Origin of the sequence: Flavobacterium sp. UBA6135 (genome assembly GCF_002428305.1) — a bacterium.
Classification (GTDB): domain Bacteria; phylum Bacteroidota; class Bacteroidia; order Flavobacteriales; family Flavobacteriaceae; genus Flavobacterium.
Genome location: NZ_DIVJ01000006.1, coordinates 1 through 16587 on the forward strand (window position 1 = coordinate 1; position 16587 = coordinate 16587).

Annotated in this window: 13 protein-coding genes; 8 read left to right on the top strand and 5 right to left on the bottom strand. The window is 35.4% G+C overall.

The annotated features are described in order from the left end of the window. On the bottom strand, positions 1-4536 hold a 4536-nt coding region (locus B3L86_RS01695), incomplete at its 3' end, for a choice-of-anchor L domain-containing protein (RefSeq protein ID WP_291114350.1). Positions 4537-4751: 215 nt separating this feature from the next. Here B3L86_RS01695 and B3L86_RS01700 point away from each other — a divergent pair. Beyond that, positions 4752-5504: a UDP-2,3-diacylglucosamine diphosphatase gene (locus B3L86_RS01700; RefSeq protein WP_414655114.1), complete on the top strand. Its 753-nt coding sequence runs from the start codon at positions 4752-4754 to the stop codon at positions 5502-5504. Here B3L86_RS01700 and recJ read toward each other — a convergent pair. Continuing rightward, the gene (recJ, locus tag B3L86_RS01705; RefSeq protein WP_291114354.1) at positions 5496-7184 is read right to left on the bottom strand and encodes a single-stranded-DNA-specific exonuclease RecJ; all 1689 of its coding nucleotides are present in this window, start codon (positions 7182-7184) and stop codon (positions 5496-5498) included. The genes B3L86_RS01700 and recJ overlap by 9 nt on opposite strands. Before the next feature lie 21 nt (positions 7185-7205). Then, on the bottom strand, positions 7206-7646 hold the full coding sequence (locus B3L86_RS01710; protein WP_414655115.1) for an OsmC family protein: 441 nt from the start codon (positions 7644-7646) through the stop codon (positions 7206-7208). 88 nt (positions 7647-7734) lie between these two features. On the opposite strand from B3L86_RS01710, the gene B3L86_RS01715 reads away from it, so the two are divergent. Then, positions 7735-8058, top strand: coding sequence for a helix-turn-helix domain-containing protein (locus B3L86_RS01715; protein ID WP_291114356.1), 324 nt, complete (start codon positions 7735-7737; stop codon positions 8056-8058). Between the two features lie 2 nt (positions 8059-8060). Next, a complete protein-coding gene (locus B3L86_RS01720; RefSeq protein ID WP_291114358.1) occupies positions 8061-9350 on the top strand; it encodes a type II toxin-antitoxin system HipA family toxin in 1290 nt (429 codons plus the stop codon). 56 nt (positions 9351-9406) lie between these two features. On the opposite strand, the gene rsmI is transcribed toward B3L86_RS01720, so the two are convergent. Together rsmI and B3L86_RS01730 are read right to left on the bottom strand one after the other, a co-directional pair. Beyond that, positions 9407-10084: a 16S rRNA (cytidine(1402)-2'-O)-methyltransferase gene (gene rsmI / locus B3L86_RS01725; RefSeq protein WP_291114361.1), complete on the bottom strand. Its 678-nt coding sequence runs from the start codon at positions 10082-10084 to the stop codon at positions 9407-9409. Then, positions 10085-11062, bottom strand: coding sequence for a hypothetical protein (locus B3L86_RS01730; RefSeq protein WP_291114364.1), 978 nt, complete (start codon positions 11060-11062; stop codon positions 10085-10087). Positions 11063-11291: 229 nt separating this feature from the next. Here B3L86_RS01730 and B3L86_RS01735 point away from each other — a divergent pair, with 229 nt between their 5' ends. The 5 genes from B3L86_RS01735 to B3L86_RS01755 all read left to right on the top strand — a co-directional run. Then, positions 11292-11912, top strand: a complete 621-nt coding sequence (locus B3L86_RS01735; RefSeq protein WP_188363160.1) for a thymidine kinase — start codon at positions 11292-11294, stop codon at positions 11910-11912. 3 nt (positions 11913-11915) lie between these two features. After that, positions 11916-14357, top strand: coding sequence for a bifunctional UDP-N-acetylmuramoyl-tripeptide:D-alanyl-D-alanine ligase/alanine racemase (locus B3L86_RS01740; protein WP_291114368.1), 2442 nt, complete (start codon positions 11916-11918; stop codon positions 14355-14357). Positions 14358-14421: 64 nt separating this feature from the next. Beyond that, positions 14422-14829, top strand: coding sequence for a large conductance mechanosensitive channel protein MscL (mscL, locus tag B3L86_RS01745; RefSeq protein ID WP_291114371.1), 408 nt, complete (start codon positions 14422-14424; stop codon positions 14827-14829). A 164-nt stretch (positions 14830-14993) separates the two neighbouring features. Then, positions 14994-15983: an aspartate-semialdehyde dehydrogenase gene (locus B3L86_RS01750; protein WP_291114374.1), complete on the top strand. Its 990-nt coding sequence runs from the start codon at positions 14994-14996 to the stop codon at positions 15981-15983. Between the two features lie 290 nt (positions 15984-16273). After that, positions 16274-16587 (top strand): toxin-antitoxin system YwqK family antitoxin (locus B3L86_RS01755; protein ID WP_414655116.1); only part of this gene is annotated, 314 nt, incomplete at its 3' end.

Here is a 16587-nt window from a genome sequence, read left to right on the forward strand (position 1 = left end):
AACGGTAACATCCGGTAAAGTACTGGCTTGAATACTATTAATAGTTACCACAAAACTTACCTCTGTAGCACACGGACCATTTGTAGTATATACATAAATGGTTTGTGTGGAGGTTATCAAATCTCCTGCGTTTAATAATAATCCTGTGCCTCCCGGTTCTGAGAAATAATTACCAAGTAATAGGTTGGGTAATTCGTATGAATCACAAGCGGTTATATTAATTGCTGGATCTAATGTTGGATAAGCAAACACAGAAACTGTTGTTGAACTAGAAGAAGAACATCCTATAAAACTAACTACAACTTCATATGTACCGGCTTCACTTACTATAATTGAACTTGTATCTCCAGGGAAAGGATTTCCATTAAGTGTCCAAGTAAATGTTACGGAATCTGATAAATTAAAGTTTAACGGAGTTACTTCAATTGTAGCCGTTTGACCTTCACAAATACTTTGATCTTCTGTCAATGTAAATTGAGGCGTTAAATCTTGTAATAGTAAATCAAATGAACTTGTGTTATAACAATCACCCACATTAGGCATGATTCTAACATAAATGGTTTGAGGATTACTAATGTTTGTGTATTCCTCAGGATTAATGATTGCATTTTCGTTATTGTCTGCATCCTCTTGAGTTAAGAAATAGGCAAAAGTATAATCAGGACCTAGAGGTGCTAATAATAAATCTTCATTTTCGGTCAAATCAAATACGCCAAATTGAGCCGCACTACAGATGGCCAAATCTTGAGGCTCACCCGGATCAATTCCTTCGTAGAATTCTACAATGATGGAGTCTGATACGGAACAGCTTGAATTATTTAAAGTTGCATCAACAGAATAAACACCCGGTACAGTTGCTATAAGTGTTGGTCCTGTTTCATTAGGAATTACTTCGCCATCCAAATACCAAATAAATTCAAACTCATCTGCAGGTAGTTGCGTGTCAATGATTACAAAATCATTTGGACATACCGCACTTCCTTCATCAACAAGGAAATCAAGACCTAAGTCTAAATCTCCAATATCAAAACTACCTCCTTTTAAGAAAACAGCAGAATCTAAGATATTGTCTGAACGGTCAGCAACAACGATTTTAATTTTATATTGTTGATTTGGAATCACCGTTGTAATAGCAGTCATTGGTACGGTAACTCCATTGAAATCAATAGGGGCAGCTAAAACGTTTTGTCCATTAGCACCATAAAAAGCAGAGAAAAATTCTGGATTTACTGATGGACAGCCGGTATTGTATAAATTATTCCTAACAGTTACTACAGAAATTGGTGTGTTTGTGCCAGGTACAACTGCTAAGTTCGTAGAGACACCAGTAGTTACATTTGTTAAAATGAAAGCAAAAGCATCAGAATAACTACATTGGAACACACCATATTCTTCTGAGGCAAAGATGAAATCAAATTTGAATATTGGTGATAAGGGTACAAAGTCAAATTCGATTTTTGTAGCATTTCTGGAGTTCATAGGTTGACCTGTTGCTGCAAGTATAATAGCATCTAGGTCAGCATCACCTACCCACGCTTGGTTACCGTCACTTAAAGAAGTTGTATTTGGACCAGGTACTTTTGTTGCGTCACCGGAAATCAAAACAATACCATCTTCGAAAGGGAATCCAGAACCATTTTCTTGGAAATAACCAATACCATTTGTCGACCCAAAGTTAGTTCCTGTCGACCACGTAATATTTGAAACGTTCGCACAAGTTGAGTTCAATAATACATCAGTAACCAACTCCGGAACTGTATACAGAGTTGTACTTACAGAAACCGGCGGTCCGATTGTTCCAATACAAATGTTAAAGTTTACCACAGTTCCTAAAACAGAACCTGCAGAATAAACTCTTACATAATAGGTTTGGCCAATTACTAAGTTATTTGCAATACTTGAGTTGGGGTCACTACAATACACTTGAGTTAACGCATCACATGTTCCAGTATATAAACCATGATTTAAGTTGGTTGTAGAGCCTACAACGTTAGTCAAATCAACAGTGTGAGAAGCAGATGTTGCTACGAATGAGAACCAAACGTCATCATTGGCAACTCCAGGACAGCCATTTGCTTGTGGTGATTGCGTTGCACTTGTAACTGTACCAGGAGTTGATAAGGTACAGCCTGTATTTGGATTAACTGGAACTGAAATTGCAGTTAAACATTCATCATTTGCCGGTGGCGGTGGTGGAACACTAACACATAAGTTAAATGTAGTGTTTTGTAATATTAATGCTCCTGAACTGTAAACTCTAATAAAATAGGTTTGTCCTGCTACTAAACCAGTAGCATAACTATCGTTAGGGTCACTACAATATACTAAGGTAAGATTGGAACATGGGTCTGTAGGATTTGTTGATGTAAATAAAGCATGATTCAAGTTAGGTGCAGAACCTGCAACATTTAATAATGCAATAGTATGAACAGATTGCGTTGCAACAAATTGAAACCATACATCGTCGTTAGCTGTCCCAACACAAGTATTAGCTTGTGGAGATTGCGTAGCACCATTAATTGTTCCCGGAGTAACTATAGCACATGTTGCATCCGTATTAACAGTTACAGTTGTTGCTGTATCACAATTATCATTTGCAGGAGCTGGTGGTGGCGGGACACAGTTTATGGTTAAATTGAAGATCCCTTGTGCCGTTCCAAAACCAAATACATATACATAATATACAGTTCCTAATGTTGAAATGAATTGTACTTCAGATTGGTTGCCACAAGAATTGTCGTTTCCGGCAACACAAGTAAATGTGCCACAAGCACCGGTAAATACTTGAAGTTTTGTGTCATATGCTGAACCACATAAAGACATAGTTACTACATCTCCAGTACCTACATAAGAATACCAAAGTCCTCCTGAACCAGGTCCGGTTCCACAAGTAAATGTAGGGGCTCCTGCTGTGGTCGCACCAACGGTAGTTTGAGACTGTGTACCACCACATTCAATTGGAATAGCACCTGAACATAAATTATTTGTAGCAGGACAAAAAGCTTGAGTAAGATTTGAGCTGTTTGAAAAACAGTTTATGTCGTTTGCGTTTTGAAGGTTCAATGTTACGTTTGTTCCATTTGGATAAGGTCCAAATTGCATGGTTCCCGGAGCAGATACCGATTGTGTTGCTCCACCTTCACTTGATGTACCAACAATTGATGTGGCAGTTCCCATATTGGTGACGTTTGCCACAGCAAAAAACTGATTCCCATTTGCACAATCAGGCAAAATACTATATGTTGCAGTAAAGTTAGTACATGTATTTTCAACAATAGTTAAAGTATAACCTGTGCTTTGTGTTGGAGCACCCGTTGCCCATGTTGAAATTGCGATGATATAAGTTTGACCAGCAGTTACGGGTAAAATAATAACCCTAGGGTTAGTGCTTGAGTTAGCAACACCTGCAATACAACTTACACCAACATTTGCACAACTGTTATAGACAAATAATCCAGACCAAGCATTAGTAGGATTCATCGTTATAGTAACAGGTACGTTACTGGTTGCTGTGAAACTATAGAATACATCGTTACCATTTAAATAAGGATTTCCTGAGCCACAACCAGTTCCTGCCGAACCTCCATATTCATCACCATAATTACTAGTGTTGTCTGTTGTAACATAAGGTATTGAAGGAATAATAGCCGGAGCCTCACAAGTTTGACCTGGAGTTGACGTTGAAAAAGTAAATGGTCCTACCCATAAACTGGTATTAGTTGAAGGATTACAAATTGCTCTAACATAATATTCATATTGAGTAGCTTGCTGAAGTGTTAAGCCTAAAGCTTGTGTAGTGACAGGATTGCTCGTTGTTAAAATCCCAACTCCAGTTGGTGCATTTGGGACCTGAACAACCTCTACTTCAAACTGAGTTGCACCACCCGGATTTCCCCAAGAAAGTGTTGCTCCGGTTAAAGAAAAGTTAGAAGCTGTTGGGTTTACGGGGTCAATACATTGTTCTACTACTGATACATTGTCTACTAACCAACGGTCACCGCCTAAAGCAGTAGTGGGTTGTGTAAACACCATTACAAAGGCAATGTAAATCTGTTGATCTACCGGAAATGCATTTAAGCTTATGATTTTTTCTTCATAAACATTAAATACAGCCGACAATTCGTTTTCAGTAAATTGTTGTACTAAGGTGTAAGCACCTAAATCAGCTTGATTAGCACTTGTTGAAACCCTGATTTGATACAAAGTTCCTTGGTTTCCTGCAAGTGTTGATCGCGTAAAAAACTTTAACTGTCCATTTGCGGGAACAGCTAATTGATTTGTGATTAACCAATCTTGCGAAGTATTACCAACCCCAATGTTTTCACGAGTCATGAAAGCAGAATAGGTGCCTTGATAGACAGTTGGAGGAGTAGTAATGTTGCTGGTTCGTTCCCAGGAGTTAACGGTACCTACACCGTTATCGGTTACTAACCAACCAGTTGGCGGAAAAGTAGCTCCTTCAAACCCTTCGAAATATTGAGAATATCCCGTTAGCGTACAAAAGATCGCTACTAATAAAAGCGTAATTTTTTTCATAAAATGAAAGTTTAGTTGTTGTAATTATTGGCCAACTAAAGTAAAAAAAATTACTATGTTAACTAATCTTTAAGAGTTAAAAACCATAAAAAAACGATGAAATTCACATAATATCTTTAAAATGTTATTTTTAAGTGAATAATCTTCATATTCTTTGCTCAAAAGAAGGTTTTAAAAATTTCTTTTTTAATATATTTGACTAAAAATTATTGGTTTTGCAAACAAAAATATATTTCGCTTCTGATCAACATTTTGGTGCTCCAACACCTGAGCTTAGTTTCCCAAGAGAACAAAAATTTGTGGCTTGGCTTGATGAAGTTAGGCATGATGCAACAGCTTTGTTTTTATTAGGGGATCTGTTTGATTTTTGGTTTGAGTATAAAACCGTAGTGCCCAAAGGATTTGTACGTGTTCTTGGAAAATTGGCTGAACTTCGCGACAGCGGAATTCCGATTTACTTTTTTGTGGGTAACCACGATTTATGGATGCATGATTATTTTGAGAAAGAATTAAACATTCCTGTTTTTCATGATAATCAAGAATTTACATTTAACGGGAAAACATTTTTAATTGGTCATGGTGATGGAAAAGGACCAGGCGACAAAGGCTACAAACGCATGAAAAAAGTGTTTACTAATCCGTTTTCAAAATGGTTGTTTCGATGGTTACATCCTGATATTGGTGTGAGATTAGCTCAATATCTTTCTGTAAAAAACAAATTAATTTCAGGCGATGAAGATGTCAAATTTTTAGGTGAAGAAAACGAATGGCTCGTGCAATATGCCAAACGAAAACTTACTTTTAAACATTATAATTATTTTATTTTCGGACATCGCCATTTGCCTATGCAATTGAAGGTAGGAGAAAATTCAACCTATATTAACCTTGGTGATTGGATTGGTTATTTTACTTATGGTGTTTTTGATGGTGAAAAATTTGAGTTAAAAAAATTTGAAAAACTATCGTAGATCTTTAACCCTAAGTTGAACGGTTACATTTCCGTTAAACTCATTTTCATCAATGCAATAAACCAAGTCAAAAGGGGTTTTATTTTTGGTTAATTCAAATTTATCGCCTAACCCAAAACCAATGACCCCAAACCCTTCTGAATTTTTTTGTTTTACAAAAAGTTTTAAATGTTCTTCGTTTTGTCCAATGGTTTTCCCATACCCTGTGTCTATAACATTATGTGACAAAAAAACAGGTGTCATGTTTTCAGGACCAAATGGTTCAAATTGATTCAATATCCGAATAAGTTTTGGGTTTATCTCTTCTAATAAAATTTCTGCATCAACAGTTATCTCAGGTATTAAAAGATCCGGATGAATCGTTTTTTGGACTGTTTTTTCAAAAGTTTCTTTAAATTTTAAATAATTTTCTTCTTTTAACGTCATTCCGGCTGCATACATATGTCCGCCAAATTGTTCCAAATGTTGTGAACATGCTTCCAAGGCATTGTAAATGTCAAAATCCTTTACAGATCGGGCAGAGGCAGCTAATTTATCACCACTTTTTGTAAATACTAAAGTTGGACGATAGTAGGTTTCTGTCAATCGAGATGCTACAATTCCAATCACGCCTTTGTGCCAATCTTCTTGATAAACAACAGTTGTGAAATTTTTTTGCTCTTGATTTTTTTCAATTTGAACTAAAGCTTCTTTTGTAATTTGTTTGTCTAAATCTTTTCTGTCTATATTAAAAGTTTCAATTTCTGCGGCAAATGTTGAAGCTTGCTCTAAATCAAATTCGGTTAGTAATTGAACGGCATAATTACCATGTTTAATTCTTCCGGCGGCATTAATTCTGGGTGCAATTATAAAAACCACATCGGTTATGGTTAATTTCTTTTTCTTTAAATTTTGAATTAAAGCTTGAATTCCGGGTCTTGGACTGGAATTGATTACATCTAATCCAAATTTTGCTAAAATCCGATTTTCGCCGGTAATGGGTACAATATCTGCTCCAATTGCTGTGGCAACCAAGTCCAAGTATGGTAATAAATCGTCAATGGTTTGATTTCTGTTTTGAGCTAAAGCTTGAATCAATTTGAAACCCACTCCGCAACCGCATAATTCATCATAGGGATAATTGCAATCACTTCTTTTGGGATCCAAAACCGCAACTGCTTCAGGCAATTCATCTCCGGGCCTATGGTGGTCACAAATTATAAAATCAATTTTTTTGGAGTTGGCATATGCGATTTTATCAACTGATTTTATTCCACAATCTAAAGCGATTATTAAAGACATGGAATTGTCTTCAGCAAAATCGATACCTTTTAAAGAAATGCCATATCCTTCATCATATCTGTCCGGAATGTATGTGGCAACGTTTGGGTAAAAGCTTCTCAAATAAGAAGAAACTAATGAAACAGCAGTGGTTCCATCTACATCATAATCTCCAAAAACCAAAATATTTTCTTGATTTGCAATGGCTTTTTCAATTCGATTAACAGCTTTATCCATGTCTTTCATTAGATACGGATTGTGTAAATCTTCTAAATTGGGTCTAAAAAACTGTCGGGCATCTTCATAAGTTGTAATGCCTCTTTGAATTAAAAGTGTGGCAATTAGTGTAGAGACATTTAATTGATTAGCTAACTGGGAAACCAATTGAGAATCCGGCTTGGGTTTGAGAGTCCAACGCATAGTGTATTAATTTTGAATGGCTTATAGTGTGGAATGAAATTCAATTTTTACATCCACTTGAGCAAATTTACGAAACATTTCCATAACCCCACAATATTTTTCTACCGATAAATCGACAATTTTTTGTAATTTTTCTTCCTCTAAGTCATTGCCGTAAAAATGATAAACCATGCGTATGTTATGATAATATTTAGGATGTTCCTCGGTTAGATCGCCTTCTACATCGATGTGAAATGAATCAACTGCTACTTTCATTTTTGGCAATAAAGAAGCCACATCTATTCCTGTGCAACCGGCCAAAGCATCAAGCATTAACGCTTTTGGCCGAAGTCCGTTATCAGTTCCGCCGATTTCGATATCGGCATCAATTCTGAAATTTCCTCCCGGATTGGTAGCTTCAAAGGCCAATCCTCCTAACCACTTTGTAGAAACTTGATGTGTCATTTTGATTTTTTCTTTCAAAGATACTATTTTTTAAATGGTTAAAAAATCAGAATAATTTTGTATATTTGTATAATATTTGTTTCATTAATGATTAAAATTGATTATAATGTATCAAAATAGTTACAATAAAAATTGGTATGCCATGACAGATGCTGTTGTGGTTCAAACGCTTTGCTCCAGTTTGAAACAAATGCGTTTAAATAAAAATATTTCGCAGGAAGAACTTGCTGAGCGATGTGGTTTAAGCCGAATTACCATCAGCCGTATGGAATCCGGTAAAGCCATTAATTTGCTCACTATGGTTCAAGTCATGCGAGCATTAGGAAAATTGGATTTGCTCAATCATCTCAACGAAGAACCGGAAATTAGTCCGCTTCAAGTGATGGAAGAACGTTCAAAATACCGTAAAAAAGCCTCTCCATCCAAATAGATATGAATACAATTGCTTCTATAAAAATCTGGAATCAAAAAGTAGGTGCGGTTCTTTGGGACGAATCAAAGAATTTGGGCGTTTTTGAATTTGATAAGAGTTTCGTCAATTCAGGATTGGATTTATCACCGATTACGCTTCCATTATCGGAAGCCAAAAAAGGACGGCGGGTTTTTTCATTTCCTTTTTTAAATTTTGAAACATTCAAAGGTCTGCCGGGTTTGCTCGCAGATAGTTTGCCGGACAAATTCGGAAATCAAGTGATTGATGCTTGGTTGGCTCAACAAGGTCGTTCTGCTCAAAGTTTTAATCCGGTTGATCGACTTTGTTACATTGGCAAACGCGGCATGGGAGCTTTAGAATTTGAACCCGAATCCGGTTTACAACCCATTCCATCAAATACATTGGCAATTGAAGCATTGGTTGAATTTGCGAAAGAAGTTCTAGCCGAAAGAGCTTCGTTTAAAACTAATTTGCAATCGGAAAGCGGTTTTTCAGACATTCTTCAAGTAGGTAGTTCTGCTGGTGGAGCACGTGCCAAAGCCATTATTGCTTACAATCAAAAAACAGGCGAAGTTCGCTCCGGTCAAATTGATGGTTTGGAAGGTTTTGATTATTGGTTGATAAAATTTGATGGCGTGACCAATCATCAATTGGGCGATCCAAAAGGATATGGCAACATTGAATTTGCTTATTATTTGATGGCAACTGCTGCGGGAATTACTATGATGGAAAGCGAATTGAAAATAGAAAATCAGCGAGCCCATTTTATGACGAAGCGTTTTGATCGCGTTAACAATCAAAAAATACACATGCAAACCTTGTGTGGTTTGGCTCATTTTGATTATAATATGCCGGGCTCGTATTCGTATGAACAAGCCTTGATGGTAATGCGACAAATGCAATTGCCTTATCCTGACATGGAAGAATTATTTCGAAGAATGCTATTTAATGTGATGGCGAGAAATCAAGATGACCATACTAAAAACATTTCTTTTTTGATGAACTCGGACGGAAAATGGTCGCTTTCTCCGGCTTATGATGTCACATTTGCCTTCAATCCTTCTAATTTTTGGTTGAAAGCTCATCAAATGACTATTAATGGAAAAAAGGAAAACATTGAATTGAATGATGTTTTGTCTTTAGCGAAAAACGTCAACATCAAAAAGCCAATTCAAATTATTGAAGAATGCCGAGAAGCGATTTTAAAATGGGATGAATTTGCCGAAAAAGCATTTATTCCATCAACACAACAAAAAGAAATAAAAAGCTTATTTAATTTACTAATGTAACTTTATTGTTTCATTAAAACTAAAAATAAGCTATAATGAAACATTTTTGCAACATTTTATTTTAATGATTTTCCGCCAACCACTACCACTATTTCTCCTTTAGCGGGTTTAGCTTCAAAATGTTTTAAAACCTCGGATGCTGTTCCGCGAACGGTTTCTTCGTGCAATTTTGATAATTCTCTGGAAACGGAAACTTGTCTTTCTGCCCCAAAATACTGTACAAATTCGGCTAAGGTTTTGTTTAATTTGTGTGGCGAAACGTAAAAAATCATCGTTCTGACTTCTTCTGCTAATGCTAAAAAACGAGTTTGTCTTCCTTTTTTATCGGGTAAAAAACCTTCAAATACAAATTTATCGTTTGGCAAACCACTGTTCACTAAAGCGGGAACAAAAGCGGTTGCTCCGGGCAAACATTCTACTTCAATATTATTTTCAACACAAGCTCTTGTAAGCAAAAATCCGGGATCGGAAATAGCAGGAGTTCCGGCATCGGAAATCAACGCAATAGTTTCACCGGCTTGCAAACGTTTGATTAAACCTTCCACAGTTTTGTGTTCGTTATGCATGTGGTGACTTTGCATATGCGTTCCAATCTCGAAATGTTTCAATAATTTTCCGCTGTTTCGAGTGTCTTCGGCTAAGATGCAATCCACTTCTTTGAGCACTTTGATGGCTCTAAAAGTCATGTCTTCTAAGTTGCCGATTGGTGTGGGAACAATAAAGAGTTTACCCATTTACGCAAATTTTTTCTCCACCAAATTCATAAAACGAACGCTGTAATCTTCTTTTCCTTCCCAATTGTTATAATCGGGCTTTACCATATCATCAACAAAATTTTGGGCTTCTTCAAAACTATCAAAGGTGTTGATTTGGGAAATCACACGGTTAAAATCTTCGTTACTTCCGCCAAATAAGTGTTTGACAAATGCAATTCTGTCGTTCAATCCAATGTTAATTCCTTTAAGTAACGTATCGTTCAAAGATGTTGATTTGGTTTCGGTTTTTTTTGCAAAAACTTCTTTTTGCGTGATTTCAATTTTGGTTTCTGTGACAGAATCATTTTCTATTTTTTCATAAACAATTTCTGAACTCTTTGAAACCTCTTCTGTAATGCTGTCTCTTTTTACAAATTCAGGTTCCGTGTAATTTTCATGTAAAAAATCTTCTAAGGAAGTTTGCTTGAACTCAGGTTTGGCGATTTCGGATTTAATCTCTTCCTCTTCTTCCTCATCCATGCTTAATTCAAAACTTGGACTGAAAATAGAATCACTTTTTATGACTTCTTCCTCTTCTTCAGCTGTCTCAATTTCTACCTCAGTTTCTACCTCAGTTTCTGTTTCTTCTTCAGAAGCCTCAGCTGCCAATTTATCCTCTTTAACCGCTTCAATAACGGCCAATAATTCTTCTTCAGAAGTGTTGGTTTCAGTTGATTCAATTTTGTTTTCAATCACTTCTTCTTCAACTGAAGGAACAACGGAGGTCACTGTTTTTTCAGTTTCCGTAAATGAAAAAGAAGCTAACTTTTCTTCAAGCTTTTCAAGAGGAAGTTCTTCCTGCAACACGTTGATGTTTTCTTCATAAAAACGCAGTATGGATAATTTTTCATAAAGCTTATGAGCTTCTTGCTGTAATTGAATTACATCTTCTTTTCCTTTAAGTTTCAAAACACGATGTGCAATACTTAATAATTCGGCTTCTAACTTTTTCTTCATAACTTTTAGTATTGTAGTAAATAGAGCAATGGATTTTTAATACATTTGTTTTTTGGAACATAAGCTCTAACTTTTCAAAGGTTAATTGGCTATTGTTCACGGCTTAAAATTACAATTATATCACATGTCATGGAATAATTTTTTGAATAAAGTTCACAAAGTTATACACATAGGCAATCGGTGATGAATAAGGTAAGAAATTTTATACCAACTAATTATTTTTTAAATTATGTTTCTTGAAAATACGGTTAATCACAAAGAACAATTTGGTTGGATAGAGGTGATTTGCGGTTCTATGTTTTCCGGCAAAACAGAAGAACTCATTCGAAGATTGCGTCGGGCTCAATTTGCAAAACAAAAGGTTGAAATTTTTAAGCCTACAATAGATACACGCTATCACGACGAAATGGTGGTGTCACATGACGCAAACGAAATTAGATCAACTCCGGTTCCTGCAGCAGCCAACATTCGAATTTTAGCCCAAGGTTGTGATGTGGTTGGCATTGATGAAGCTCAATTTTTTGATGATGAAATTGTTGCTATTTGTAACGATTTGGCCAATTCAGGAATCAGAGTAATTGTAGCCGGTCTAGACATGGATTTTAAAGGAAATCCTTTCGGACCAATGCCGGCTTTGATGGCAACTGCAGAATATGTTACAAAAGTTCATGCGGTTTGCACCCGAACAGGGAATTTAGCCAACTACAGTTTTAGAAAAACTGACAGCAATAAATTAGTCATGCTTGGCGAAACCGAAGAATACGAACCTTTGAGCAGAGCCGCTTATTATCATGCGTTGCGTGAACAGGCTGAAAACAAAAGTGAAGCTGAAAACAAACCAAAACTGTAACCGGTGAGTCTTGTTTTAAATGATATTATTCCTCAACTACAAGCTGAATTTTTCGGAAATCATTCGGATGCTATAATTTCAAACGTTTCCATTGACAGCCGATCTTTTCAGAATAACAATCAAACCTTGTTTTTTTGTTTGATTGGTCCTAATAATAATGGACACACTTTCATTAATGAACTCATCGAAAAAGGCGTTTCTAATTTTGTAGTTTCCGAGCAAATTGAGCTTAAAGAAAATGTCAATTTTTTAAAAGTTGAAAACACGCTGGTCGCGTTACAACAATTTGCTATTTTTTACAGAAAGAAATTCTCAATTCCCGTAATCGGAATAACAGGAAGTAACGGAAAAACTATTGTTAAAGAATGGCTCAATTTTTTATTAAGTCCAGATTATAATATTATAAAAAGTCCAAAAAGCTTCAATTCACAAGTTGGTGTTCCGCTTTCTGTTATTGGAATAAACGAACAACACAATCTTGGGATTTTTGAAGCGGGTATTTCAACGGTGAATGAAATGCAAAAGTTGGAACCTATTGTTCAACCCACCATCGGAATTTTAACCAATATTGGTTCAGCTCACGATGAAGGTTTTGAGAATTTATGTCAAAAAATCAAAGAAAAATTGAAACTTTTTCAAAACGTTTCTGTTTTGATTTATAATAAAAACAAATCCATTGATGCGTTTTTATCCCCGGAAATTAACACTTTTTCGTGGAGTGAAAACGATAAAAATGCCGATGTTTTAATCCACCATAAAACTACCAATAATCAAACTACACTCAACATTACCTATCAAAATACGTGTTTTAAATTAAACATACCATTTTCTGATAACGCTTCTATTGAAAATGTGATTCATTGTGTGATGGTTTTATTTTATTTTAAGTATGATGTAGATACCATTCAAAATAGAATAGCGTTGCTTTATCCTATTGAAATGCGTTTAAAAGTAAAAAAAGGAATAAACAACACCACGCTTATTGACGATAGTTATAGTTCTGATTTTCAATCGCTAAAAATCGCACTTGATTTTTTAGAAAATCAAAAAATGCATTCCAAAAAAACGCTTATTTTATCTGATATTTTTCAGAGTGGTTTAGCAAATGACGAATTGTATTCGCGTGTTTCGCAAATGGTGATTGCCAATAAAATTGGAAGAGTCATTGGTATTGGAGAAACCATTTCCAATTATAAAAACAAATTTTTAAACGGAATCACTTTCAAAACACAAGCTGATTTTTTATCGCATTTTGATACCTTAAATTTTGAAAATGAAACTATTTTAATCAAAGGAGCAAGAAATTTTCACTTTGAAGAAATTGTTTCTTTGTTGGAAGAAAAAACGCATGAAACGGTTCTTGAAATTAATTTGAATGCTATAACGCATAATTTAAATTTTTATAAAGCCAAACTCAAACCGGAAACCAAAATTATGGTGATGGTAAAAGCCTTCGGATATGGAAATGGCGGTTTTGAAATTGCAAAACTGCTTGAATATCATAAAGTAGATTACCTAGGTGTTGCTTTTGCCGATGAAGGAATTGCTCTTAAAAACAATGGTATCCAATTGCCAATTATGGTTTTAAATCCGGAAACAACCAGTTTTGATGCCATTATTCAGCACCAATTGGAGCCGGAAATTTATAGCTTGCGAGGGCTCAATTCTTTTTTAAAAATTGCTAAGCAAAAATTCTTAAAAGATTTTCCTATTCATATAAAGTTTGACACAGGAATGCATCGTTTGGGTTTTGAAGAAGAACATTTGGAAGAGTTGATAGCAGTCTTAAAATCCACAAAAACCGTAAAAGTCAAAAGTATTTTGTCTCATATGGCCACGAGTGATGATCTTCAACATAAAGAGTTTGGGCTTTTGCAAATTGAAAGATTTGAAAAACTATCAAACAGATTAATAGAAGAATTAGATTATAAACCAATTTGTCATTTATTGAATACCTCTGGAATTTCTAATTTTCCTCAAGCTCAAATGGATATGGTGCGACTTGGAATTGGTTTATATGGCATTTCTAACGACACTTCAGAGCAGAAATATTTAGAAACTGTTGGTACATTAAAATCCATTATTTCTCAAATCAGAACCATTCAAAAAGGAGAAAGTGTGGGTTACGGCCGTAGATTTATGGCAACACAAGAAACAAAAATAGCCACCATCCCAATTGGTTATGCAGATGGAATAAGAAGGAGTTGGGGCAACGGCACTGGCTATGTAACCATAAACAATCAAAAAGCAACAATTGTGGGAAGTGTTTGCATGGACATGTTAATGGTTGATGTAACCTCAATTCCTTGTGTTGAAGGGAACCAAGTAATCATTTTAGGCGAAAACCCTTCCGTAAATTTTATGGCCGAAAAACTAAACACCATTCCTTATGAAATCCTGACCGGAATTTCGCAACGGGTAAAAAGAATATTTTATCGGGAATAATTTTTAAAATTATTATATTTTTTATTTAACTTCGTTTCTCTAACCTTTATAAAAAATACAAATTATGTTAAAAGAGTTTAAGAATTTTATCATGACCGGCAACGTAATTGAATTTGCTGTTGCTGTAATTATGGCCGGTGCCGTTGGCGGGGTTGTAAACGGATTTGTGAATGATATCGTGATGCCTTTCGTAGGATACTTCACCGGTGGCGTTGATTTTGCAGACAAAAAAATAATTCTAACCGAAGCCGTAGTTGCTTCAGAAGGCATAGCTGAAGTTGCAGAAGTTGCCATTCGTTGGGGAGCTTGGGTAAACACTTTAGTGAACCTTGTAATTGTTGGTTTTATCATGTTTTTAATTATCAAGTCTTATAATAAAATGAGAAAACCAGTTGTTGAAGCTCCTGCTGCTCCAGCCGGACCAACTCAAGAAGAATTATTAACCGAAATCAGAGATTTGTTGAAAAAATAGACGTTCCGCTACATTATATATTCTAACTAAACCCCTTGCTGAAAACAAGGGGTATTTTTATATTTTGTTTTAAATGTAACAATTTGTTATTTTTTGTTAAAGTCGTTTTTCGAAACATTTTATTCTATACTTTTGCATCAGTTTTAACCTTTTAAATAATTAGTATGAGAGTTGCCGTTGTTGGTGCTACCGGAATGGTAGGCGAAGTAATGCTTCAAGTTTTAGCAGAAAGAAATTTTCCGATTACGGAATTAATCCCTGTTGCTTCTGAAAAGTCGGTTGGAAAAGAAATTGAATTCAAAGGAAACAAATATAAGGTGGTTGGATTGCAAACCGCTGTAGAAATGCGTCCCGATATTGCCTTATTTTCTGCAGGTGGTGAAACTTCATTAGCTTGGGCTCCTAAATTTGCTGAAGCCGGAACAACTGTAATTGACAATTCTTCCGCTTGGCGAATGGATCCTACCAAAAAATTAGTAGTGCCTGAAATCAATGCTTCCGAATTAACCAAAGACGATAAAATCATTGCTAATCCAAACTGTTCAACGATTCAAATGGTGATGGTTTTAAATCCATTACATAAAAAATATAACGTAAAAAGAGTAATTGTTTCCACCTATCAATCCATTACCGGAACGGGTGTAAAAGCGGTGCAACAATTGGAAAATGAATATGCAGGTGTGAAAGGCGAAATGGCTTATCCGTATCCCATTCACCGAAATGCCATCCCGCAATGTGATGTGTTTGAAGACAACGGTTACACGAAAGAAGAAATGAAATTGGTTCGTGAAACCCAAAAAATTATGGGCGACAGAAGCATTGCCGTGACCGCAACTGCTATCCGAATTCCTGTTGTTGGCGGACACAGTGAAGCCGTAAATGTTGAATTTTCAAATGATTTTGATTTAAATGAAGTGCGATCACTTTTACACAATACTTCAGGCGTTACCGTTCAAGATAATTTGGACACCAAAACCTATCCAATGCCCATTTATGCTCAAGGAAAAGACGATGTTTTTGTCGGTAGAATTCGCCGTGATGAAAGTCAACCCAACACCTTAAATATGTGGATTGTAGCCGATAATTTACGCAAAGGTGCAGCGACTAATACGGTGCAAATTGCGGAGTATTTGGTGGAGAATAAATTAGTTTAAGATAATAGTATTATAATTAAAAGCTCCTTTTTAGGGGCTTTTTTTGTTTTTTGCTTTTAAAGTATTCTTGATATTATTAAGATATTGTGGAATTTTTATTATTTTTAGTAAGATTTATGTTTTGCAAAGTTGAGAGCATTTGCGGAGCGGGTGGAAAATGATGTTTTAGCATACAATAGAAATGTAACAGTAAAAATTGACAATAGTAATGTAATTATGTATACTTGTGCTGATTGTTTTTAAATTAAAGACATGGTTACTTTTATAGATAATTTTTAAATATTAAATATATGATTGTAGAATTTGATGATATAGAATTAAAACATCCAGATGCTGGAGGTGGAAATGTTTATTTTTACAATGGACAACCTTTTTCTGGGACTATTGTTGAACATACTAATGGTGTTCTTGTTGGGGAAATATCAGTAGTAAATGGTAGTACCCATGGTAGAGTTGTATCTTATTTTAATAATGGACAACTTAATTATGAATATTTTCAAAAATTCAATCAAATGTATGGTATATATAAAAGGTGGAATGAAAATGGTATTTTAGAAGCTGAAGTAGATTATGGACTAGGGGAGTGTTCAATAAACTGTGTCAT

Excerpts from the sequence above, each read along its gene's own strand:
- recJ (WP_291114354.1), bottom strand. The coding sequence starts at position 7,184 with ATGCGTTGGACTCTCAAACCCAAGCCGGATTCTCAATTGGTTTCCCAG.
- B3L86_RS01715 (WP_291114356.1), top strand. The coding sequence starts at position 7,735 with ATGTATCAAAATAGTTACAATAAAAATTGGTATGCCATGACAGATGCT.
- B3L86_RS01720 (WP_291114358.1), top strand. The coding sequence starts at position 8,061 with ATGAATACAATTGCTTCTATAAAAATCTGGAATCAAAAAGTAGGTGCG.
- rsmI (WP_291114361.1), bottom strand. The coding sequence starts at position 10,084 with ATGGGTAAACTCTTTATTGTTCCCACACCAATCGGCAACTTAGAAGAC.
- B3L86_RS01730 (WP_291114364.1), bottom strand. The coding sequence starts at position 11,062 with ATGAAGAAAAAGTTAGAAGCCGAATTATTAAGTATTGCACATCGTGTT.
- B3L86_RS01735 (WP_188363160.1), top strand. The coding sequence starts at position 11,292 with ATGTTTCTTGAAAATACGGTTAATCACAAAGAACAATTTGGTTGGATA.
- mscL (WP_291114371.1), top strand. The coding sequence starts at position 14,422 with ATGTTAAAAGAGTTTAAGAATTTTATCATGACCGGCAACGTAATTGAA.
- B3L86_RS01750 (WP_291114374.1), top strand. The coding sequence starts at position 14,994 with ATGAGAGTTGCCGTTGTTGGTGCTACCGGAATGGTAGGCGAAGTAATG.